Genomic DNA, 21,927 nt, shown 5'->3' on the forward strand with positions numbered 1-21,927 from the left:
CTCACCACGCAGATAGATGAAGGCATGCGACGACCTGATGGCATAGCACGCGATGACGATGCCCTCGATGAGGCTGTGCGGGTTCGCGAAGAGGAGCGGGATGTCCTTGCAGGTCCCGGGCTCCGACTCGTCGGCGTTGACAACCAGATAGTGCGGCTTTCCATCTCCCTGGGGAATGAACTGCCACTTCATCCCCGTCGGGAATCCCGCGCCGCCACGCCCGCGCAGACCGGAGTCCTTGACGTAGGCGATCACGTCGTCCGGCGTCATGGCGAGCGCCTTGCGAAGTCCCTCGTACCCCTCGTGCCTCCGGTAGACGTCCAGGGACCAGGACCGGTCCTCGTCCCAGAAGGCCGACAGCACGGGTGCGAGCAGCTTCTCGGGGCTGGTGTCTTTCAGCTCGGGTGCCAAGGTCATCACTCCCCCTCCTCGGCGGTGGGCCCTGCCGGGTGGGCAGAGTCGGATGCCGATGTGTCCTGCGGCGCGTCGTGCGAGCTGAGGTGTTCCGCGGGCGACGGTTCGTGGCTCGTGGCCTGCGGCTCGTCGTGCGGTCCGCCCTCCCGCGGGTGGACCACGCGCGCGGGTGCGGTCTCTCCCTTCGCCAGGCGAAGACCCACCAGCGACGCGGGTCCCGCGCTGCCGCTCGCCTCGACGGCGCCCTCGCGCTCGTCGGGGAAGCCCGCCAGGATCCGGGCGGTCTCCTTGAAGGTGCACAGCGGCGCCCCGCGGGTGGGCGAGACCGGACTGCCCGCGCGCAGGTCGTCGACCAGGCGCCGGGCGCTCTCCGGCGTCTGGTTGTCGAAGAACTCCCAGTTGACCATCACGACCGGCGCGTAGTCGCAGGCCGCGTTGCACTCGATGTGCTCCAGGGTGACCTTGCCGTCGTCGGTGGTCTCGCCGTTGCCGACGCCCAGGTGGTCCTGGAGCGCCTCGAAGATGGCGTCGCCGCCCATCACCGCGCACAGCGTGTTGGTGCAGACGCCCACCTGGTAGTCGCCGGAGGGCTTGCGCCGGTACATGGTGTAGAAGGTGGCGACCGCGGTGACCTCGGCCGTGGTCAGGCCGAGCAGCTCCGCGCAGAACCGCATCCCGGTGCGCGTGACATGGCCTTCCTCCGACTGCACCAGGTGCAGCAGCGGCAGGAGGGCGGACCGGGAGTCCGGGTAGCGGGCGATGACCTCGCGCGCGTCCCGTTCGAGCCGGGTTCGGACGTCGTCCGGGTAGCCGGGCGCGGGCAGCTCGGGCATGCCCAGGCTGATGCCTCGCTCGGCTCGCTCCGAAGATGAGGTGGTCACCGGTCGACGCCTCCCATCACGGGGTCGATGGACGCGACGGCGACGATCACGTCGGCGACCTGGCCGCCCTCGCACATCGCCGCCATGGCCTGCAGGTTGGTGAAGGACGGGTCGCGGAAGTGGACCCGGTAGGGGCGGGTGCCGCCGTCGGAGACGGCGTGCACGCCCAGCTCGCCCTTGGGTGACTCGACGGCCGCGTACGCCTGTCCGGGCGGGACGCGGAAGCCCTCGGTGACCAGCTTGAAGTGGTGGATCAGGGCCTCCATGGAGGTGCCCATGATCTTCTTGATGTGGTCGAGGGAGTTGCCCAGGCCGTCCGGGCCGAGCGCCAGCTGGGCGGGCCAGGCGATCTTCTTGTCGGGGACCATGACCGGGCCGGGCTGGAGCCGGTCCAGGCACTGCTCGACGATGCGCAGCGACTGGCGCATCTCCTCCAGGCGGATCAGGAAGCGGCCGTAGGCGTCGCAGCTGTCGGCGGTCGGGACGTCGAAGTCGTACGTCTCGTATCCGCAGTACGGCTGGGCCTTGCGCAGGTCGTGCGGCAGGCCGGTGGAGCGCAGGATCGGGCCGGTGGCGCCGAGGGCCATGCAGCCGGCCAGGTCGAGGTAGCCGATGTCCTGCATGCGGGCCTTGAAGATGGGGTTCCCGGTGGCGAGCTTGTCGTACTCCGGGAGGTTCTTCTTCATCTTCTTCACGAACTCGCGGATCTGGTCCACCGCGCCGGGCGGCAGGTCCTGGGCGAGTCCGCCGGGACGGATGTACGCGTGGTTCATCCTGAGGCCCGTGATGAGCTCGTAGATGTCGAGAATCATTTCACGATCACGGAATCCGTAGATCATGATCGTGGTGGCGCCCAGTTCCATGCCGCCGGTGGCGATGCACACCAGGTGGGAGGACATCCGGTTCAGCTCCATCAGGAGCACTCGGATGGTCTCGGCGCGCTGGGTGATCTGGTCCTCGATGCCGAGCAGCTTCTCGACGGCGAGACAGTAGGCGGTCTCGTTGAAGAAGGACGTCAGGTAGTCCATGCGCGTCACGAACGTGGTGCCCTGCGTCCAGGTCCGGTATTCGAGGTTTTTCTCGATGCCGGTGTGGAGGTAGCCGATGCCGCAGCGTGCCTCGGTGACCGTCTCGCCCTCGATCTCCAGGATCAGGCGGAGCACCCCGTGCGTCGAGGGGTGCTGGGGGCCCATGTTGACGATGATGCGCTCGTCGTCGGCCTTGGCCGCGGTCTGGACGACCTCGTCCCAGTCGCCACCGGTGACGGTGTAGACGGTGCCCTCGGTGGTCTCCCGAGGGGAGGCGTGGGAAGTGCTCACGAGTACGACCTCCGCTGGTCCGGAGCCGGGATCTGGGCGCCCTTGTACTCGACGGGAATGCCGCCGAGGGGGTAGTCCTTGCGCTGCGGATGGCCCTGCCAGTCGTCCGGCATCATGATCCGCGTCAGGGCCGGGTGACCGTCGAAGACGATCCCGAAGAAGTCGTAGGTCTCGCGCTCGTGCCAGTCGTTGGTCGGATAGACCTGGACCAGGGACGGGATGCGCGGGTCGGCGTCCGGGGCGCTGACTTCCAGGCGGATCAGCCGGTTGTGGGTGATCGAGCGCAGGTGGTAGACGGCGTGCAGCTCGCGGCCCTTGTCGTTCGGGTAGTGGACGCCGCTGACGCCGGTGCACAGTTCGAAGCGCAGGGCCGGGTCGTCGCGCAGGGTGCGGGCGACGCGGACCAGGTGCTCGCGTTCGATGTGGAAGGTCAGCTCGTCGCGGTCGACGACCGTCTTCTCGATGGCGTTCTCCGGGAGCAGGCCCTGTTCCTCCAGGGCGCCCTCCAGTTCGTCGGCGACCTCGTCGAACCATCCGCCGTAGGGGCGGCTCGCCGGTCCCGGGAGCCGGACCGACCGGACGAGGCCGCCGTACCCGGAGGTGTCGCCGCCGTTGTTCGCGCCGAACATGCCGCGCTGGACGCGGATCTCCTCACCGCCCTCGCCGCGCTGGCCGGGGAGGTTGGAGACGCTGAGGTCCTGCTCGGGGTTGGGCTTGTCGGGCCCGTGCGCACCGTGGGTGCCGTTGGCGTCGCTCACCGCAGCAGCCCCTTCATCTCGATCGTCGGCAGGGCCTTGAGCGCCGCCTCCTCCGCCTCACGGGCCGCCTCCTCGGCGTTCACCCCGAGCTTGGAGCTCTGGATCTTCTGGTGGAGCTTGAGGATGGCGTCCATCAGCATCTCCGGCCGCGGCGGGCAGCCGGGGAGGTAGATGTCGACGGGGACGATGTGGTCGACGCCCTGGACGATGGCGTAGTTGTTGAACATGCCGCCCGAGGAGGCGCACACCCCCATGGAGATCACCCACTTGGGGTTCGGCATCTGGTCGTAGACCTGCCGGAGCACCGGGGCCATCTTCTGGCTGACCCGCCCGGCGACGATCATCAGATCGGCCTGGCGCGGGGAGCCGCGGAAGACCTCCATGCCGAAGCGCGCCAGGTCGTAGCGCCCGGCGCCGGTGGTCATCATCTCGATGGCACAGCAGGCGAGGCCGAAGGTGGCGGGGAAGACCGACGCCTTGCGCACCCAGCCGGCGGCCTGCTCGACGGTGGTCAGCAGGAAGCCGCTCGGCAGCTTTTCTTCGAGTCCCATGACTAAAGGCCCCTCAGTCCCATTCCAGGCCGCCGCGCCGCCAGACGTAGGCGTAGGCGACGAAGACGGTGAGCACGAAGAGCAGCATCTCCACGAGCCCGAAAACCCCCAGGGCGTCGAAGGTGACGGCCCAGGGGTAGAGGAAGACGATCTCGATGTCGAAGACGATGAAGAGCATCGCCGTCAGGTAGTACTTGATGGGGAAGCGCCCGCCGCCGGCCGGCGTGGGGGTCGGCTCGATACCGCACTCGTAGGCTTCGAGCTTGGCGCGGTTGTACCGCTTCGGACCGATCAGCGTGGCCATGACCACGGAGAAGATCGCAAAGCCTGCCCCGAGGGCTCCCAGTACGAGGATGGGCGCATACGCGTTCACCGCTCCTCGCTCCTCTCAGTCGGCACTGACTGCTGGCGGTTGTGCATCGGGCTCACATCCGCCCCACCGGTCTCACCAACCCCGTTGGTACCGATGAAGATCGAGAACATGTGAAGCAGGTCACAAGCCCAACTGCCTCGCATCTTATGCCTGCCGCTCTGTGATCTGCGACACGGGGTATTGCACAAGCTTTGTGATCTCCACCACCTGACGAAGGATCATGAAGTCGTATGAGCGGTGATCTTCATACGCGAAGCGTCAGAGTGATCACTACTGGTGACATTTTCGCTCGTCGACGCAGGTCGCGGGGGGCGTCTCAATATCAAGAGAGTTCTCGTGCATGCAAATTGGCATGGGAGTCGATCTCTTGATAGAGGCCGCCGTTCACACCTCGGAAAGAGGTGCGAGGCCGGGTGTGGACGTGTGCGCGCGTTCACGAACTCCCCGGCCACCGGAGCGCACGCCAGACGCACCCGCCGCCGCAACCGTTCCGTGACCTCCGCCACATTCACGAGCGGGCCCCGGGAAGCGGGCTTGGCCAACCACCCGAACCGGTGGTAGGTCGCGGGCAATTCGGGCGTAACGACGAAAGCCCATGATCACAGGCTTGAGAGGGTGGGTCCGCAATGTCCGTTACGGCGTCAATAGGGAGTCTGGTGGGAGGGTTTCGGGGCTGGATTGAACAACTGTGGCGCAGACCACGTTTCTTGAAGGTATGGAGGAGGCCCTGATACCGGTTGTTCCCATGTCCCACACCGCTCACATACGCAGCCACCGGAAGCCCCGCCGCAGCGCGTCGAAGATCGCGATGCGGGCCGGAGTTGCCGGTGGCATCCTCAGCACCGTGGCAGTGGCCGGTGCGTCGGGTCCGGCGATCGCCGCCGAACCGGTGACGCAGACGCTCGAACTGCCCACCCTCACGGCCGACCTGGCCGCCCAGGTCGCCGAGTCCGCGGACGCCACCGAACTGGCCGCCGCCAACTACGAGCTGCAGGCCGAGCGCGACGCGGCCGCCGCCCAGGCCGCCAAGGAGGCCAAGGCCGACCTCGCCGTGGCCAAGAAGAAGGCGGAGGCCAAGAAGAAGGCCGAGGAGGCCGCGCGCAAGGCCGCCGCCGAGCGCGCCGCGCGGGACGCCGAGCGGGCCACGCTCACCGCGTCCGCCGACGTCTCCGCCGACGTCTCCGTGGCCGCCGGCGTCTCCACGCCGTCCGTCTCCGCGCCCGCCGGCGGCAGCGTCGGGACGGTCATCGCCTTCCTGAAGGCCCAGTTGGGCGACGCCTACGTCATGGGCGCCACCGGTCCCAACGCCTGGGACTGCTCCAGCCTCGTCCAGGCCGCGTTCCGCGAGGTCGGTGTGGACCTGCCGCGTGTGTCGCAGGACCAGTCGATGATGGGCACCGAGGTCTCCCTGTCCAGCCTCCAGCCCGGCGACATCCTGTACTGGGGTGGCAAGGGCTCGGCGTACCACGTGGGCGTGTACATCGGGGACGGCCAGTACCTGGACGCCGCGAACCCCTCCAAGGGCGTCGTCATCCAGGACCTGTCCGGCTACCCGGCGTCGGGCGCGGTGCGCGTCCTCTGAACCGTCGCACGACACCAGGGGAAGGGCCGCAGCCGCTCGGGGGCCGCGGTCCTTCGCCCTTTCCCCGGACAGGCCCTCCGCTCTCTCTCCCCCCCCGGGCGGTATTTCCGTTGCCGTCCCGCGAGAGCGCCGCTAGCGTGCCTCGCGTGACGAACCCCGAGTCCGACAGAGCGGAGCCGCCGGTCGCCCGGCGGCGGGCCGCAGACTGACCCTCGTACGGCTTCCCGAACCGCCCCCGCCTCCGGCGACCGGACACGCGCTCCGCGTGCCTGGCCGGTTCCTCCCCTCTCCAGCGCGCGGATGCTCCTGCCCGCACTCTCACGCTGGAGTCGACTCCTTGCCCGTGTTCGTCCATGTCCTGGGTCTCGCCGTCTTCGCCCAGGGGACTTCCGAGTTCATGCTGTCCGGGCTTGTACCGGGTATCGCCCGCGATCTGTCCGTGTCGGTGGCCGCCGCCGCGAGCCTGACCTCCGCGTATGCGATCGGGATGGTCGCCGGCGCCCCGTTGATGGCCGCCTGGAGCGCGCGATGGCCACGGCGGGGGGCGCTGGCGGGCTTCCTCGCGGCGTTCGTCGTCGTGCATGTCGTCGGCGCCGTCACGCCGAATTTCGCGGTGCTGTTCGCCACCCGGATCGTCGCCGCGGTCGTCAACGCCGGTTTCCTCGCGGTCGCGATGTCCGTGGCGACCTCGCTCGTCGCGCCCGGGAAGCAGGCGCGGGCGACCGCCGTCCTGCTGTCCGGGGTCACGCTGGCGTGTGTCGCCGGGGTGCCCGCGGGTGCGCTGCTCGGGGAGCGGGCGGGCTGGCGCGCGGCCTTCTGGGCGGTGGCCGCGCTGTGTCTGCCCGCGCTGGCGCTGGTGTTCCGCTCGGCGCCCGCCGACGCCGCCGGCCGGGCCGAGGTCCGCGTCCGCCGGGAGATCGGGGTGCTGAGGGCGCGCCCCGTGCGGTCGGCGCTGGCGCTCGCCGCCGCCGTCAACGGGGCGACCTTCGCGACCTTCGCCTATCTCGCCGTCATCGCCACGGACACCGCGCGGCTGCCCGAGGCGGCGGTGCCCGGGCTGCTCGCGGCGTTCGGAGCGGGGGCGTTCGCCGGGGTGACCGTCGCCGGGCGCCAGGACGACGGGGGCCAGGACGACGGGGGCAGGGACGACCGGGGCAAGGGCGACCGGGACAAAGGCGACCGGGACAAAGGCGAGCGGGGTAAAGGCGAGCGGGGCAAAGGCGACGGGCGGCCGCGGCGGGGACTGCTGCTGGCGTCCGCGGCGCTGCCGGTGGGGTGGGCGGCGCTGGCCCTGGCCGGTACGGCAGTCGTCCCGCTGTTCGTGCTCGCCACGGTGCAGGGCGCGTTGTCCTTCGGGGTCGGCTCGGCGCTGGTGAACCGCGCGCTGCGGGCCGCCTCCGACGCGCCCGCGCTGGGCGGCTCGTTCGCCACCGCCGCGCTGAACGTGGGTGCGTTCGCCGGGCCCCTGCTGGCCGGGGCGGCCACCGCGGCGACGGGCGACCAGCGCACCGCCGCCTGGGTCAGCGCCGCCCTCGCCGCGGCCGGCACCGCCCCGGCGGCCGCCGCCGCCCGCCGGGCCCGGCTCCGGCGGCGGCCGGACACGTACGCGTGATCAGGCCTTCGGTGCCACCCTGGACAGCCCGTTGATGATGCGGTCCATCGCGTCTCCGCCCGTCGGGTCCGTGAGGTTGGCGAGCAGCTTCAGGGTGAACTTCATCAGCATCGGGTGGGTGAGACCGCGCTGGGCCGCGATCTTCATGACCTTCGGGTTGCCGATCAGCTTCACGAAGGCGCGGCCGAGTGTGTAGTAGCCGCCGTAGGTGTCCTTGAGCACGCGCGGGTAGCGCTGGAGGGCGACCTCCCGCTGGGCGGGCGTGGCCCGCGCGTGCGCCTGGACGATGACGTCGGCGGCGATCTGCCCGGACTCCATGGCGTAGGCGATGCCCTCGCCGTTGAACGGGTTGACCAGGCCGCCGGCGTCGCCGACCAGCAGCAGCCCGCGGGTGTAGTGCGGCTGGCGGTTGAAGGCCATCGGCAGGGCGGCGCCGCGGATCGGGCCGGTCATGTTCTCGGGGGTGTAGCCCCAGTCCTCGGGCATGGAGGCGCACCAGGCCTTCAGCACCTCGCGCCAGTCCAGCTCCTTGAAGGAGTCGGAGGTGTTCAGGACGCCGAGGCCGACGTTGGACGTGCCGTCGCCCATGCCGAAGATCCAGCCGTAGCCGGGCAGCAGCCGGTCCTCGCCGGGGCCGCGGCGGTCCCACAGCTCCAGCCAGGACTCCAGGTAGTCGTCCTCGTGGCGCGGGGAGGTGAAGTAGGTGCGGACGGCGACGCCCATCGGGCGGTCCTCGCGGCGGTGCAGGCCCATCGCCAGGGAGAGGCGGGTGGAGTTGCCGTCGGCGGCGACGACGAGCGGCGCGTGAAACCTGACCTCGCGCTTCTCCTCGCCCAGCTTGGCGGTGACGCCGGTGATGCGGCCGGTGCGGTCGTCGACGATCGGGCCGGAGACGTTGCAGCGCTCGTAGAGCCGCGCGCCCGCCTTCTGCGCCTGCCGGGCCAGCTGCTCGTCGAAGTCGTCGCGCTTGCGGACCAGTCCGTAGTCCGGGAAGGAGGCGAGATCCGGCCAGTCCAGCTGGAGCCGGACGCCGCCGCCGATGATGCGCAGGCCCTTGTTGCGCAGCCAGCCGGCCTCTTCGGAGATGTCGATGCCCATGGCGACGAGCTGCTTGACCGCGCGCGGGGTGAGCCCGTCGCCGCACACCTTCTCGCGCGGGAACTCGGTCTTCTCCAGCAGCAGGACGTCGAGCCCGGCCTTGGCGAGGTGGTAGGCGGTGGTGGAGCCGGCCGGCCCCGCGCCCACGACGATGACGTCGGCGGTGTTGTCGGAGAGGAGGGGCTCGGTCACGGCGGGATCTCCCCAAGTTCGAAATCTGCGTGCCGACCGGCACTGGACATGGGCAGTCTATTCAGCAGAATTGATCAACCGGCTGAAGGGCTGCTCCGTGAACAGAACGCTCCCCGTGGTACGGCTGCGTGTCCCCACCGACGAGGACGCCGTCGCCTGGCACCGGGTCTTCGACCACCCGGACGTGATGGAGTTCCACGGCGGCCGGTCCGCCGAGCTGTCGGTCTACGAGGAGCTGACGGCCCGCCAGCGCAAGCACGACGCCGAACTGGGCTTCTGTCTGTGGACGATGCTCGACGAGGACGACCGGGTCATCGGCTTCACCGGCGCCCAGCCCTGGCCGGGCGAGTGGGGCCCGGCCGGAGAGATCGAGATCGGCTGGCGGCTGGGCCGGGAGCACTGGGGCCGGGGGTATGTGACCGCGGCGGCGCTGCTGACGCTGGAGCGGGTGCGGGCGGCGGGTGTGCCGAGCGTGGTGGCGATGGTGAACGCCCGCAACACCCGCTCGATCGCGGTGACCCGCCGGCTGGGCATGCGGCTCGCGGAGACCTTCACGACGCCCGAGTCGAAGCAGCAGGGGCACTGCTACCGCCTGGAGTTGTGACGCCGCGTAGTTTTCGGCTACGGAAAGACACCTGACGCTTCCGGACGGCACCCCTGGACGGTTACTCTGCCAGTACCGCTGGGGGTGACATCTGTGCGCATACCACCCAAAACACCCGAAGTGCGCGTGCCGCGACTCGTCGGCCTGATGGCCGTGGACGCGCGCGAGGCGGCGCAGGCGCAGGGGGTACTGCTCGCCGCACCCGACCGGCCGGACTTCTCCCGCGCCGTCGTCGACTACGTCGTACGGCAGTACCCACCGCCCGGGGCCGAGATCCCGCGCGGGGCCGTCGTCACCGTCTGGTTCGACCTCGGCGAGGGAGAGGGCGGCGGAGGCTCGGGCGTGCGCGAGCCGCGCCGGCCGAATCCGCCGCACGGCGGCATCCGCCGTGAGCTGGCCACTGCGGAGGAACCGCGGGCGATGAGCCCGCTCTCCCCCGGGTGACGGCCAGGCTCGGACGGCCCGGCTCAGCCCCGGATGACGGCCCGGCATCCCCCTCAGCTCTCCTTGAAGCCCCGGTGCAGCGCCACCACGCCGCCGGTGAGGTTCCGCCACGCCACCCGCGACCAGCCGGCGCCCTTGAGCCGGTCGGCCAGGCCGGCCTGGTCGGGCCAGGCGCGGATGGACTCGGCGAGATAGACGTACGCGTCCGGGTTGGAGGAGACCGCGCGGGCCACCGGCGGGAGCGCGCGCATCAGGTACTCGGTGTAGACGGTCCGGAAGGGCGCCCAGGTCGGGTGCGAGAACTCGCAGATCACGATCCGTCCGCCGGGCCGCGTCACCCGGTACAGCTCGCGCAGCGCGGCGTCGGTGTCCTGGATGTTGCGCAGCCCGAAGGAGATGGTGACGGCGTCGAAGACATCGTCCCTGAACGGCAGCCGGGTGCCGTCCCCCGCGATCAGCGGCAGCCACGGGTGCCTGCCCTTGCCGACCTGGAGCATGCCGAGGGAGAAGTCGCAGGGGACGACATAGGCGCCGGTACGGGCGAAGGGCAGGGACGAGGTCGCCGTACCGGCGGCCAGGTCCAGCACCTTCTGCGCGGGCCGGGCGTCGACGGCCTTGGCGACTTCCTTGCGCCACGCCCGGGCCTGGCCCAGGGACAGCACGTCGTTGGTGAGGTCGTACCGGTCCGCCACGTCGTCGAACATCGAGGCGACTTCGTGCGGCTGCTTGTCCAGGGATGCGCGGGTCACGTCCTCATTGTTGCAGCCGGGCCGTACGGCAGAAGCCGCGGTGGGCGTTTCGCCGCCACGTCCTCCTCCCACCCGCACACCAGCACGAATCCGGTGATCAGCGCCCAGCCGACGCCGAACACGAACCACCGGCTGCCCAGCGGCAGGTGGGCCGCGAAGGCGGGCGCCTCCCGGCTCCGGTCGACGAGCGAGGCGTTCTCCGGTGAGCCGCCTCACCGGAGCTGCGCCTCCCCCCGCGACGAGCCGCCTCAGTCCGCCCGCCACAGCGCCGGTACGGACGGAGGTTCCCAGCCGGGCCGCGCGGTGTGCGCCTGGAGGCAGAGGTAGCCGCGGCCCGCGTACGTCACGCGGTCCCCGGCCCGGTAGGCGGTGCCGGCGGCCCAGGTGCCGCCCGGGGGCGGGGTGGGGCCCGGCCCCGGGTCCTGCGGGACGGCGAGGACGAAGTCGAACACCGCCTCCTTGGCGCCGCCCGTGTCCCGCACGGTCATCAGCAGCCGCGGGTCGAAGATGGTGTCGGTGTTGTTGCGGGGCTCGTTCGGGAAGTACAGCTGCGTGGTGAGCACGGGCCGGTTGGGGGCCTGCACCTTCACATGGATGTGCCGGGTACGGCCCGGGTAGAGGCCGGGGACGATCGTGGTGAGGGTGAATCCGCCGTCCGCGCCGGTGTACTGGTGGCCGCGCAGCCGGAACCCCGTGTTGTCGTAGGCGCCGCCCGCGTCGGCCTGCCAGAAGTCCAGCAGGGCGCCGGTGACCGGCCGGCAGGCGAGGCCGAAGACGTACCCGCTCACGGTGAGCCGGGTGCCGGGCATCCCGGTCTCCAGCAGGCCGGCGCGCCGCGGGGAGTCGGGCTTGAAGTACGGGCCCTCGGTCTGCGGCGGGGTGGGGTCGTCGCCGTCGTCGCAGGGCGGGGTGAGCGGGGGTGCCTCGGCACCGCCGGTGAGGGTGCGGGCCAGAGCCGGGCCGCCGGCCAGGGCCGCGGGGACGGCCACCGTCGCGGCGAGCGCGGCGCGCAGCACCGTCTTGCGGCGGACGGGAGAGGGGTGCTGGTCCTCGCGGGGCTCCTCGGCCGGGTCGGGTGTCTCGTTCGTCGCGTGGTCCATGGCTGCTCCTTGTGGGGGCTGTCGGAACGACACCGAACTGAACGGCACCGAACCTAGGCGCGCGCCCGGGGAGCTTCGAGGGACTGGTGTGCGCGACTGTGGTGTTTTCGGAAGACGCCGGGGCTCTGACCGGTCTCGCGGCGGAAGAAGCGGCTGAAGTAGGCGGGGTCGGTGAAGCCGGTGCGGGCGGCGACCTGCCGTACGGACAACTCGGTGTGGGCGAGGAGCCGTTGGGCCTGACAGGTGCGCGCCTCGATCAGCAGCCGCCCCGGGCTGCGGCCGGTGGCGGACCGTACGGCGTGGGTGAGGTAGCCGGGGGTGACGCCGAGCCGCTCCGCGCACTCCCGGACCGTCCAGGTGACCGCCTGGGGGCGGGCGATCAGCCGGACGAACGCCTGGGCGACGGCCGCGGGACGCCCCTCGGCCGGGACGCCCGGCCGTGAGACGCCGGGCACGGGGACCCCCGGCGGGGCGCCCGGCCCGGTCCCGCCCGCGGCGGGCCCGCCCGGCAGCCGGGCCGCCCGGACGACGAGGACGTGCAGCAGCGACCGCAGGACCCCGGCGTAGCCCGGTGCGCGCTGCCGGTACTCCGTCACCAGCTCGGTCATCAGCGCGCCGATCCGCCGGTCGTCCTCCGGTGGCGGCCGGAACCAGCAGCGCTCGGCGAGCAGCCGCAGCAGGTCGCGGTCGCCGGGGTGGTCCACCAGGAAGTCCTCGGTGAACAGCGCGAGCGTGCCGTCGAGGCCGCGCCCCCGCTCCCAGTGGTGGACCTGTCCCGGAGCGAGCACGGCCAGGTGCGGCGGCGAGAGCGCCCAGCGGGCGAGGTCGACGACGTGGGTGCCGCGCCCCGCGGTGACGTGGACGATCTCGTAGAAGGTGTGCCGGTGGGGGCGGGCCGAACGGGACAGCGGCCCCATGGCGTCGAAGCTTCCGGCCGCGAAGGGGACGGCCTGCGGACCGGGCACCTCCAGCCGGTGCAGGGGTACGTCCCCGGGGCGGGGCGGGAGACAGGGCGTCCCCGGCGGGACGGTGGTGCCGCGCATGGAACCGGACCTCCTCATGGCGGTACCCGGAGGGCAGGTACAGAGGGATGGCAGGTACAGACCAATCGAGCGGCACCAGCGTCTCATGCCGGGGGCTACCGGCGGCGGTGCACCAGCCGCCCCGCGACGACCGTGGCCACGCAGGTGCCGGCGCCCAGCCGGACCAGGGCCGCCCGGTCGGGCACGTCGAACACCGCGAAACGCGCGGGGCCGCCCGGGACGAGCGGCGGCAGCAGGATCAGCGGGACCGGGGAGAGGGACGGCGGCCCCGGCAGCGACGGCGGACGCTGCCCGACGGCGAGCCCGGCGCGCCGCACCGCGTCCAGCGCGGCCCGCTCGCGCAGCTCCCCCGCGATGGCGACGGTGCCGTGCGCGAGCAGCCGCTGCACACCGCGCCGCGCGCTGGCGCCCCGGCGGGCCGGGTCCGCGCGGAACAGGGCCTGCGCGCGCTCTCCGCCGATCGGTTCCGTGCCCAGCCGGTCGGCCTCGCGCGGGTCCGGGTGGTACGTCCGCTCCAGCAGCTCCGGCCCGTACGGGTTCAGCAGCCCGGGCGTGAGGATGCCGGGCCAGCGCCGCACCCGGGCCTGCGGACGGGCCGCGGCCAGCTCCTCGTACGGGCCGACGGCGGCGACGTGCGCGCCGTCGACCAGGACGGCGGTCTCCGGCGAGGCCTCGGCGACATGCAGGGTCAGCACTTCGATCACCGGACCGTCCGGCTCAGTTGGAGGCGAGGATCTTCAGCTCGGGGTGAGCCGTGCCGCCCTCGATCGCGGTCGACGAGATGTGGGAGACCACCCGGTCGTCGACGGGGTCGTTCGCCGGGTCGTCGTGGACGAGCAGGTGCTCGTACGTCGTGCTGCGCTGGGCCGGGACCCGGTCGGCGCCCCGGATCATCTCGATCATCTCCATGAGGTTGGAGCGGTGTTTGGCACCGGCCGCCGAGACGACGTTCTCCTCCAGCATGATCGAACCGAGGTCGTCCGCGCCGTAGTGCAGGGTGAGCTGACCCGCGTCCTTGCCCGTGGTCAGCCAGGAGCCCTGGATGTGGGCGACGTTGTCGAAGAAGAGCCGGGCGATCGCGATCATCCGCAGATACTCGAAGATGGTCGCCTGGGTGCGGCCCTTCAGGTGGTTGTTCTGCGGCTGGTAGAGGTACGGGATGAAGGCGCGGAAGCCGCCCGTGCGGTCCTGGACGTCGCGGATCATCCGCAGGTGCTCGATGCGCTCGGCGTTGGTCTCGCCGGTGCCCATGAGCATCGTCGAGGTGGACTCGACACCCAGGTTGTGCGCCGTCTCCATGATCTCCAGCCAGCGCTCGCCGCTCTCCTTCAGCGGGGCGATCGCCTTGCGCGGCCGCTCCGGCAGCAGCTCCGCGCCGGCGCCCGCGAAGGAGTCCAGCCCGGCGGCGTGGATGCGCTGGATCGCCTCCTCGACGCTGACCTTCGAGATCCGCGCCATGTGCTCGACCTCGCTCGCCCCCAGGCTGTGGATGACGAGCTGCGGGAACTCCTTCTTGATGGCGGAGAAGTGCTTCTCGTAGTACTCCACGCCGTAGTCCGGGTGGTGGCCGCCCTGGAACATGATCTGCGTGCCGCCCAGCTCGACCGTCTCCGCGCACCGGCGCAGGATGTCGTCCAGGTCGCGGGTCCAGCCCTTGTCGCTCTTCGGCGGAGCGTAGAAGGCGCAGAACTTGCACGCCGTGACACACACGTTCGTGTAGTTGATGTTGCGCTCGATGATGTACGTCGCGATGTGCTCGACACCCGCGTACCGCCGGCGGCGGGCCGCGTCGGCGGCGGCGCCCAGCGCGTGCAGCGGCGCGTCCCGGTAGAGGTCCAGCGCCTCCTCCGGGGTGATCCGCCCACCCTCGGCAGCACGGTCGAGCACAGACTGGAAGTCGGCCTTCTCGGTCACCGGGGCGTCCCTTTCGTCAGGGGTTGCGGACGGACTCCGGACCAGCGTACGCCAGCGATTTGACCGCCCCGACGTCAGGCCGCGCCCGCACCCGACAGCACCCCGAGCAGGGCCCCCACGAGCAGGAACGGCCCGAACGCGATCGCCGTCCCGCGCCCCGCCCGCCGTACGACGACCAGCGCACCGCCGTACAGCGCGCCGAGCAGGAACGCGGCGAAGGTGCCCAGCAGGACCGTGGACCAGCCGTACCAGCCGAGGGCGGCGCCCGTGCCGAGCGCCAGCTTCACATCGCCGAAGCCCATGCCGGAGGGGTTCACCAGGAAGAGGAGGAGGTATCCGCCGCCGAGGGCGAGCGCGCCGAGCAGGGCGGTGGTCCAGCTCCCGGCGTGGCCCGGGGCGAGCGCGGCGAGCCCCAGCAACCCGGGCACGGCCGCGGCGAGCGGCAGGGTGAGCACGTCCGGCAGCCGCCGCACCCGCACGTCGACCACGGCCAGCAGCACGCCGACGGGCGCGAGCAGCAGCCACACGGCCAGCTCGGGGCGGGGGCCGGTGGCGGCGGCGAGGGCGGCGCAGAGGAGCGCGGTGACGAAGGACAGGACGTGCGCGGAAGCGCCGTACGAGGTGTCGCAGGCACCGCACCGGGCCGGACCGAGCCACCCCCGGAACGGCCCCGCGACCGGATGCCCCTGCGGACACGCTTCCCGCCACCCGGGCGCCTGCGACGCCATGGTGTCGTCCTCGCAGGACACGGCCCCGGCGTCCCCGTGCGGCACCGCCAGCCGGTACGCGGCTCTCGGCAGCACCGCACCGGCCACCGCGCCCCACAGCGCGGCGGCGGCGATCATGACGGGGATGCTCACGGGCCCACCGCCCCCGCGCCCCGGGCCGGCTGGTCGGCGACGAGCAGCGTCACCGGGACCGCGCTGAACCCCAGCCGGGCGTAGATCCGGGCGACGGAGTCCAGCGCATAGGCAAGGAACACGGTCCGTACACCGTTCTCCCGGGCGTGCACGGCCAGAGCCGCCGTCACGGCCGCCCCCAGCCCCTGCCGCCGGGCCTCCGGCAGGGTCCCCACCCCGCCGATCTCCGTCACTCCCACGGCCGGGTGGTAGTGCCCCACCGCGAACGGCACCCCGCCCGGACCGACCGCCGCGACCAGCACCTTGCGCCCGTCCCGCAGTGTGGGCCGGACCGCGTCCAGGGTCCCGTCCGCCCCGACCTCCGCCGCCGCGCGCGCCAGTTCGTCCCGGCCGGTGGATCCCGGCTCCCCGAAGGCCAGCCGGGGCACGGCCAGCACGGCGGGCAGCAGCGGGTCGTCGTCCTCGACCACCCGCAGCGAAACCCCGTCCGGGAGGGGGACCGACGCGGGCTCCCCGTCGAGCACCATCAACGGCCGCTCGGCGACCGGCAGCCCGGCTCCCTCGACGACCCGCCGCATCCCCGGCGCCGCCTCGGCCAGCCATTCGAACGACTGCGGCACGCCCAGCTCCCGCTGACGGGCCCGTACGCGCGCCACATCCGCGGCGGTCACCTCCGCGTCCCCGGTCGGCTGGGCGTGCGCGGGCCCGCCGTAGTAGGGAGCCCCCGCCTCCTTCCGCACGAACAGCCGCAGCGACCCGAACTCCTCGGCCCCGGCGAACATCAACGGCACGGCGGCGTAGTACCGCTCGACGCGCTCCGGCAACGACGGCTCACTCATCCGCCCGACCCTACGGGGTCGCCCGCCGGTCCCACAGCGCGCGGGACGCCGCCTCGTCGACGGTCATGCCGATCGCCAGGTCACCCGCCCCGCGGGGTGTGGCCCGCGATCGAGGTGGTGTACGGCTACTCCCAGGTGCGGTGTGGCCGGCGTCGTCGGTGGTGGTGACCAGGTCGCCGCGGACGTCGTAGGTGTAGCGGGTGGTGATCGCCGAGTCCTCGGCGAGGGACGTGTACGGAGCAGGACGACTCGCCCAGCGTCAGCATCACCTACCACCGCAGGCCCAACACCCCGACCTCCGTCGCCATGGACCCGGGCTCCTGCGACAAGGCGGGGAACCTGCTGCTGTTCGAGGGCGGCGCCACCACGATCGACACCACCCCCGTCACCATCCGCACCGACTACCAGAGCGTCCGGCAACTGGGCCGACGGCCCGCCGGTCCGGCTAGCCGACCTTCGAGAGCCGCGCCTCGGGCCTGCCCGAGGCGCGGCTCTCCGACTCGTACCGGAGGTCGTCCCCCACCGGGGTCAGCCGCACGGTCGTCGGGGCCCGGCTGCACCCGCCGTGGTGGGACTCGGCCCCGACGGAGGCCGCGACGAGCTGCTTTCCGGTGACCTTCGTCAGCGTGAGGACGTCCGTGCAGACCCCGCCCAGCGCGTCCGTCTGCCGGACCAGGCCCAGCTCCTCGCCGGCCTCCGCCCGCCGGACGGTCACCCGGAAGGTGCCGACGGGCAGCTTGCCGTCGAGGGCGGTGCCCTGGCCCTCCCAGGTGCCGAGATAGCGGTCGGGGACGACGGGCACGGGCCCGTCGTCGTAGCCGGTGTCCCCGGCCTCCCCGGTGCCGCCGGGGCTGGACGGATCCCGCAGGGTCGGGGCCGGGGAGGAGGAGCCACCACCGGCAGCATCGTTGCCGGCCTCGCCGCCGCCGGGCAGCAGATCGAACAGGAAGGCGGACCCGACGGTCACCGCCGCGAGCGCCCCCGCGACGGCGAGCGCGACCGAACAGCTGAGCCGCCGGCCCCGGCCGCCCTCCCCCGGCGTCGCCGACGCGGCGACGGTGACGGAGACCTTGCCGGGCCGCGCCCCCGAGGCGGTGACGGCGTCGTGCGGGGCGGGAGTCGACTGGGGTGCGGGGGCGGAACGGGGTGCGGGGGCGGAGCGGAGTGCGGCAAGGGCGTGCGGGGCGTGCGCGGAGTCGTCCCGTCCCGCCGTCTCCTCCTCAGGCGCCTCCCGGGGCTCCGGCAGCGCGGGCGGCATCGCCGGCGGCGGGCCGAAGGAGCCCACCGTCGGGAGAACGCTCACCGCCGGGGTGCTGAACCCGACGGGACCCGAGGGCACCTCACCCACCGCCTCCAGGTTCAGCAGCCGTACCGCGCTGCGGCTGACCCCCTCCACCACCGGCCCCGGCAGCCAGCCGCCCGCGACCAGGCGGGCCGCCCCGTCGGGCGCCAGCCGGTCCGCGATCTCGCCGGGTGCCGGACGGGCGCCCGGTTCCTTCGCGAGGCAGGCGGCGACCAGTTCCCGCAGCTCGCCGTCCAGGCCGGTGAGCCGGGGTTCCTCGTGGACGACCTGGTAGAGCAGCGCGGCGGAGGAGTCGCCGGGGAAGGGCGGCTCGCCGGTCGCCGCGTACGCCAGGGCCGCGCCGAGGGAGAACACGTCCGCCGCGCCGGTGATCCCCTTGCCGAGGATCTGCTCCGGGGACATGTAGCCGGGCGAGCCGACCGAGACGCCGGTCGAGGTGAGGGACGCCGTGCCGTCCGTCGCGCGGGCGATGCCGAAGTCGATCAGCACCGGACCGTCCAGGGTGAGCAGCACGTTCGACGGTTTCACGTCCCGGTGCACCAGACCCAGCCCGTGCACCGCGGCCAGCGCCTCGGCGAGCCCGGCCCCCAGCGCGCGCACGGTGTGGTCCGGCAGCGCGCCGTGCTCCGCGACCGCCGCCGCCAGGGACGGACCCGCCGCGTACGCCGTGGCGACCCAGGGCACCGGCGCCTCCGGGTCCGCGTCCAGGACCGGTGCCGTCCAGGCGCCGCCGCCGACCCGCCGTGCCGCGGTCACCTCGCGGCGGAAGCGGGCGCGGAACTCCTCGTCGAGCGCGAAGTGCGGGTGCACGATCTTCACGGCGACGGTGCGCCCGCCGGCGCTGCGGCCGAGGTACACCCGGCCCATCCCGCCGGAGCCGAGCCGGCCGAGCAGCCGGTACCGCCCCACGCTGGTGGGCTCGTCGACTCCGAGCGGCTGCATGGCGCGCCCCCTCCCCCGTGGACCTGTCAACTCCCAGCAGGTTACGCAGGGTCCCCCACGGCGCGCCGACGGTCGCTACGGCCGGAGCAGTTCCACCTTCACGTCGGCCGGGAAGCCCGTCGTCGGGCCGATCCGGCGGGCGAACTCCGCGACCGCCGCGAGCTGGGGGGCGCCGAAGCGGAAGTCGAGGGTGGTGAAGTACCGCTCCAGGACCTCCTCGTCGAAGGCCTCCCAGCGGGCCGCCTGCTCGGCGACCTTGCCGACCTCCTCCAGGGAGAGGTTGCGGGAGGCGAGGAACGCCTCGTGGACCTTGCGGGTGAGGAACGGCTCGCGCTCCACGTAGTCTCGGCGCGCCGCCCACACCGCGAAGACGAACGGCAGTCCCGTCCACTCCTTCCACAGTGCGCCGAGGTCGTGCACGGCGAGGCCGTAGCGGGGCCCGTCGTGCAGGTTGGCGCGCAGCGCGGCGTCGCCGATGAGCACGGCGGCCTCGGCCTCCTGCATCATCAGGCTGAGATCGGGCGGGCAGGTGTAGTAGTCGGGCTGGACGCCGAACCGTTCCGCCAGCAGCAGCTGAGCCAGCCGGACGGAGGTGCGCGAGGTCGAGCCGAGGGCGACCCGGGCACCGTCGAGGCGGTCCAGCGGGACCTTCGAGACGATCACGCAGGACATGACCGGGCCGTCGCAGCCGACCGCGATGTCGGGGAAGGCGACCAGGTCGTCCGCGTTCTTGAGGAACTCGACGAGGGTGACGGGCCCGATGTCGAGGTCTCCTTGCACCAGCTGCTCGCTGAGCTTCTCAGGGGTGTCCTTCGTCAGCTCGAAGTCGAGGAGCGTGCCCGTTCTCGCGAGCCCCCAGTAGAGGGGCAGGCAGTTCAGGAACTGGATGTGGCCGACGCGCGGCCGGGTGCGAGAAATGTCCACATCGCGAGGCTAGACCCCGGGGCGTGGGCTTCAGGCCCCGCCCCCGGAGTCAGGCAGGCGGCTCGATGTTCAAACGTCCGGGTGACGTGATCTTGACCTCTATTGCTTTCGGGTTCCCGCGTGCTAGGCTCGCCGCAAGTTGCAGTTTGGTTTCCCTTGCAGTACAGAGCCTGCGGAGCATGTGACCGCGGGCTCTCGTCGTTTTCAGGCGGATGCAGTTGTGCAGAACTCGTCTTCACACTTGCTGGTTCTGGAGCAGGGCAACCCTTTGAGCCCAAGGAGGGCTTATGGCTACCGGAACCGTTAAGTGGTTCAACGCCGAAAAGGGCTTTGGCTTCATTGCCCAGGAAGGCGGCGGCCCCGACGTCTTCGTCCACTACTCCGCGATCAACGCGACCGGCTTCCGGTCCCTTGAGGAGAACCAGCAGGTGTCTTTCGACGTCACGCAGGGCCCGAAGGGTCCGCAGGCTGAGAACGTCACCCCGGTCTGATCCTTTCCTGATCCGGGATCGAGTGCAGTACCCAAGGAGCCCCGCGCCGCAAGGCGACGGGGCTCCTGCCCTTTTCCGCGCGGGCTTCGCGGCGTCCGTCCGGTGAACTCCGCGCGCGGCTCGGTGAACTCCGCGCGAATTCTCAGACGTGCTGCATGATCAGCACGAACGTGGTGCCCGGCACCAGCGCCTCGTACGCGTGCGGCACATCTCCGCGATACGTCATGTAGTCGCCCGGCCCCAGTTCCACGCTCTCCCCGCGCGGCCCCGCCTTCACCCGCCCCGTGCTCACGATCAGATGCTCGACCGTGCCCGGGATGTGCGGCTCGGATTCGCGCGCGGCGCCCGGTTCGGCCCGCAGGTGGTAGATGTCACGGCGGGCGCCGGGAGGGCTCGCCGAGAGCAGGGTCGCCACGTAGTTCGCCTGCTCGGAGGCGACGGCGGGCCCCTCCCCCGCCCGGATGACCTGGACGGCCGGCGCCGGCGGCTCGACCAGCGCGCTGAACGGCACCCCCAGCGCCACGCCGAGCGCCCAGATCGTCTCCATGCTCGGATTCCCGCTCGCCGCCTCCAGCTGGGAGAGCGTCGACTTGGCGATCCCGGCTCGTTTGGCCAGCTCGGACAGGGACAGCCCGGCACGGGTGCGTTCGCGGCGCAGCGCTGCGGCGATCCAGTCGAGGGGAAGGCGGGACGGGGTGCCGTCGGTCATGTCGTTCGCTCCAGAAGTACGATCGTTCGGCTTGACGAACATGGGGCCGTCTGTTCATTGTAGGAAACATGCGTTCGCCACTCCGAACACCCATGGTTCTCCTCCTGGTCCGCGACGCCTCCCTGGTCTGGGTGGCCAGCGGCATCGTCGGGGTCTCCTTCGGCGCGATCTCCGTCGCGGGCGGACTGCCCGTCTGGGCGCCGGTGGTGATGTCCCTGGTGGTGTACGCGGGCTCGGCCCAGTTCAGCGCGGTCGGGTTGCTGCTCGCCGGGAGCGCGCCGTTCGCCGCGGCGGCCACCGGCCTGCTGCTCAACACCCGGCTCGCGGCCTACGGCCTGGCCGTCGCCGACGTCATCGGCCGCGGCCGGACCGCCCGCCTCGTCGGCGCCCACCTGGTGACCGACGAGACCGTCGCCTTCGCCCTCGCCCAGCCCGACCCCGAGCGGCGGCGCACCGCGTTCTGGGTCTCGGGCCTCGGGCTGTTCGCCGTGTGGAACGTCTCCGTCCTGGCCGGGGCCCTCGCGGGCCGCGCACTCGGCGACACCGCCGCCTACGGGCTGGACGCCGCCTTCCCCGCCGTCCTCGCCGCCCTGGTGCTGCCCGCGCTGCGCGACGACGCCCGGATCCGCCGCTGCGCGCTGCTCGGCGCGGGCGTGGCGCTGGTCGCGACCCCGGCCGTCCCGGCGGGGGTACCGGTCCTGCTGGCCCTCACCGGGCTCGCGCTGTACGGCGGCCGGCGGAAGGCGGCGGCGTGAACGCGACGGTCGTGATGATCCTGGCGCTCGCGGTCGGGACGTACGCCTTCCGGCTGGTCGGCCCCGTGCTGCACGGGCGGGTCGAGGTGCCGGTGCGGGTGCAGGAGCTGCTGTCCGCCGGGGCGGTGGTGCTGCTGGTGGCGCTGCTGGCCACGGGCGCGTTCGCCGAGGGCGCCGGGTTCGCCGGGTGGGCGCGGCCGGCCGGGGTGCTGGTGGCGGTCGTGCTGGCGTGGCGGCGGGCGCCGTTCGTTGTGGTGGTGCTGGGGGCCGCGGGGGTGACGGCCGTCCTGCGGGCGCTGGGCGTGCAGTGAGCCGTACGGCCTGGCCGCCGGGCGGCGTGGGTCGGCACCCGCCCCTCCCCGCTTCGGTCCGGACTCCGGCGGGGCTGGGGGCGGGTTGCCGCCCGGGCCCTGGAAAAGATCGTCGTACAGCCCTGACGTCCAGTCAATCCTTGGGAATTCTGGCTGTAT

The 21,927-nt window shown here is 72.3% G+C and carries 23 protein-coding genes and 1 pseudogene; 7 read left to right on the forward strand and 17 right to left on the reverse strand.

Features of this window, described 5'->3' with window-relative positions:
• From VE614_RS10780 to VE614_RS10805, 6 genes and pseudogenes are all read right to left on the reverse strand, one after another.
• Positions 1–417, reverse strand: a pseudogene (locus tag VE614_RS10780) (NADH-quinone oxidoreductase subunit F); the annotation flags it as partial.
• Complete coding sequence (gene nuoE / locus VE614_RS10785; protein WP_324935137.1) at positions 417–1,295, reverse strand: NADH-quinone oxidoreductase subunit NuoE; 879 nt, start codon at positions 1,293–1,295, stop codon at positions 417–419. The pseudogene VE614_RS10780 and the gene nuoE, both read right to left, overlap by 1 nt.
• Positions 1,292–2,614, reverse strand: a complete 1,323-nt coding sequence (locus VE614_RS10790; protein ID WP_324935139.1) for an NADH-quinone oxidoreductase subunit D — start codon at positions 2,612–2,614, stop codon at positions 1,292–1,294. Before VE614_RS10790 ends, nuoE begins: the two co-directional genes overlap by 4 nt.
• Complete coding sequence (locus tag VE614_RS10795) at positions 2,611–3,372, reverse strand: NADH-quinone oxidoreductase subunit C (RefSeq protein ID WP_324935141.1); 762 nt, start codon at positions 3,370–3,372, stop codon at positions 2,611–2,613. The genes VE614_RS10790 and VE614_RS10795 overlap by 4 nt, the downstream gene beginning before the upstream one ends.
• The gene (locus VE614_RS10800; protein ID WP_007383964.1) at positions 3,369–3,923 is read right to left on the reverse strand and encodes a NuoB/complex I 20 kDa subunit family protein; all 555 of its coding nucleotides are present in this window, start codon (positions 3,921–3,923) and stop codon (positions 3,369–3,371) included. The genes VE614_RS10795 and VE614_RS10800 overlap by 4 nt, the downstream gene beginning before the upstream one ends.
• A gap of 13 nt (positions 3,924–3,936) precedes the next feature.
• Positions 3,937–4,296, reverse strand: coding sequence for an NADH-quinone oxidoreductase subunit A (locus tag VE614_RS10805; RefSeq protein WP_007383963.1), 360 nt, complete (start codon positions 4,294–4,296; stop codon positions 3,937–3,939).
• A gap of 715 nt (positions 4,297–5,011) precedes the next feature.
• Here VE614_RS10805 and VE614_RS10810 point away from each other — a divergent pair.
• Complete coding sequence (locus VE614_RS10810; protein ID WP_324935143.1) at positions 5,012–5,878, forward strand: C40 family peptidase; 867 nt, start codon at positions 5,012–5,014, stop codon at positions 5,876–5,878.
• Between the two features lie 343 nt (positions 5,879–6,221).
• Entirely contained in the window at positions 6,222–7,490 is a 1,269-nt protein-coding gene (locus tag VE614_RS10815) for an MFS transporter (RefSeq protein ID WP_324935316.1), read from the forward strand.
• Here VE614_RS10815 and VE614_RS10820 read toward each other — a convergent pair whose 3' ends face one another.
• Entirely contained in the window at positions 7,491–8,780 is a 1,290-nt protein-coding gene (locus VE614_RS10820) for a geranylgeranyl reductase family protein (protein ID WP_324935145.1), read from the reverse strand.
• Between the two features lie 97 nt (positions 8,781–8,877).
• On the opposite strand from VE614_RS10820, the gene VE614_RS10825 reads away from it, so the two are divergent.
• Positions 8,878–9,384: a GNAT family N-acetyltransferase gene (locus VE614_RS10825; RefSeq protein WP_324935147.1), complete on the forward strand. Its 507-nt coding sequence runs from the start codon at positions 8,878–8,880 to the stop codon at positions 9,382–9,384.
• Positions 9,385–9,504: 120 nt separating this feature from the next.
• Positions 9,505–9,828 (forward strand): PASTA domain-containing protein, encoded by a 324-nt coding sequence (locus VE614_RS10830; protein ID WP_324935149.1) that lies wholly within the window; start codon positions 9,505–9,507, stop codon positions 9,826–9,828.
• Positions 9,829–9,881: 53 nt separating this feature from the next.
• On the opposite strand, the gene VE614_RS10835 is transcribed toward VE614_RS10830, so the two are convergent.
• The 9 genes from VE614_RS10835 to VE614_RS10880 form a co-directional block, all read right to left on the reverse strand.
• A complete protein-coding gene (locus VE614_RS10835) occupies positions 9,882–10,577 on the reverse strand; it encodes a demethylmenaquinone methyltransferase (RefSeq protein ID WP_324935151.1) in 696 nt (231 codons plus the stop codon).
• A gap of 248 nt (positions 10,578–10,825) precedes the next feature.
• On the reverse strand, positions 10,826–11,677 hold the full coding sequence (locus VE614_RS10845; RefSeq protein ID WP_324935153.1) for a carbohydrate-binding protein: 852 nt from the start codon (positions 11,675–11,677) through the stop codon (positions 10,826–10,828).
• 53 nt (positions 11,678–11,730) lie between these two features.
• The gene (locus VE614_RS10850) at positions 11,731–12,720 is read right to left on the reverse strand and encodes an AraC family transcriptional regulator (RefSeq protein ID WP_324935155.1); all 990 of its coding nucleotides are present in this window, start codon (positions 12,718–12,720) and stop codon (positions 11,731–11,733) included.
• Positions 12,721–12,815: 95 nt separating this feature from the next.
• Complete coding sequence (locus VE614_RS10855; RefSeq protein ID WP_324935318.1) at positions 12,816–13,415, reverse strand: imidazolonepropionase-like domain-containing protein; 600 nt, start codon at positions 13,413–13,415, stop codon at positions 12,816–12,818.
• A 22-nt stretch (positions 13,416–13,437) separates the two neighbouring features.
• Positions 13,438–14,634 carry a cyclic dehypoxanthinyl futalosine synthase gene (mqnC, locus tag VE614_RS10860; protein WP_324935158.1) on the reverse strand — a complete coding sequence of 399 codons (1,197 nt, stop codon included), beginning with the start codon at positions 14,632–14,634 and terminating at the stop codon, positions 13,438–13,440.
• Between the two features lie 74 nt (positions 14,635–14,708).
• A complete protein-coding gene (locus VE614_RS10865) occupies positions 14,709–15,479 on the reverse strand; it encodes a prepilin peptidase (RefSeq protein WP_414719557.1) in 771 nt (256 codons plus the stop codon).
• An 11-nt stretch (positions 15,480–15,490) separates the two neighbouring features.
• Positions 15,491–16,333 carry a GNAT family N-acetyltransferase gene (locus VE614_RS10870; RefSeq protein ID WP_324935162.1) on the reverse strand — a complete coding sequence of 281 codons (843 nt, stop codon included), beginning with the start codon at positions 16,331–16,333 and terminating at the stop codon, positions 15,491–15,493.
• Between the two features lie 445 nt (positions 16,334–16,778).
• The gene (locus tag VE614_RS10875; protein WP_324935164.1) at positions 16,779–18,578 is read right to left on the reverse strand and encodes a serine/threonine-protein kinase; all 1,800 of its coding nucleotides are present in this window, start codon (positions 18,576–18,578) and stop codon (positions 16,779–16,781) included.
• Between the two features lie 75 nt (positions 18,579–18,653).
• Positions 18,654–19,502, reverse strand: a complete 849-nt coding sequence (locus VE614_RS10880; RefSeq protein ID WP_324935166.1) for a menaquinone biosynthesis protein — start codon at positions 19,500–19,502, stop codon at positions 18,654–18,656.
• 287 nt (positions 19,503–19,789) lie between these two features.
• Here VE614_RS10880 and VE614_RS10885 point away from each other — a divergent pair, with 287 nt between their 5' ends.
• Positions 19,790–19,993 (forward strand): cold-shock protein, encoded by a 204-nt coding sequence (locus VE614_RS10885; protein ID WP_004984723.1) that lies wholly within the window; start codon positions 19,790–19,792, stop codon positions 19,991–19,993.
• Between the two features lie 142 nt (positions 19,994–20,135).
• On the opposite strand, the gene VE614_RS10890 is transcribed toward VE614_RS10885, so the two are convergent.
• A complete protein-coding gene (locus tag VE614_RS10890; RefSeq protein WP_324935168.1) occupies positions 20,136–20,702 on the reverse strand; it encodes an XRE family transcriptional regulator in 567 nt (188 codons plus the stop codon).
• 68 nt (positions 20,703–20,770) lie between these two features.
• Here VE614_RS10890 and VE614_RS10895 point away from each other — a divergent pair, with 68 nt between their 5' ends.
• A complete protein-coding gene (locus VE614_RS10895) occupies positions 20,771–21,457 on the forward strand; it encodes an AzlC family ABC transporter permease (protein WP_414719556.1) in 687 nt (228 codons plus the stop codon).
• On the forward strand, positions 21,454–21,768 hold the full coding sequence (locus VE614_RS10900) for an AzlD domain-containing protein (RefSeq protein WP_324935172.1): 315 nt from the start codon (positions 21,454–21,456) through the stop codon (positions 21,766–21,768). Before VE614_RS10895 ends, VE614_RS10900 begins: the two co-directional genes overlap by 4 nt.
• Positions 21,769–21,927: the final 159 nt, after the last annotated feature.

This window comes from Streptomyces sp., assembly GCF_035645055.1.
GTDB lineage: Bacteria > Actinomycetota > Actinomycetes > Streptomycetales > Streptomycetaceae > Streptomyces.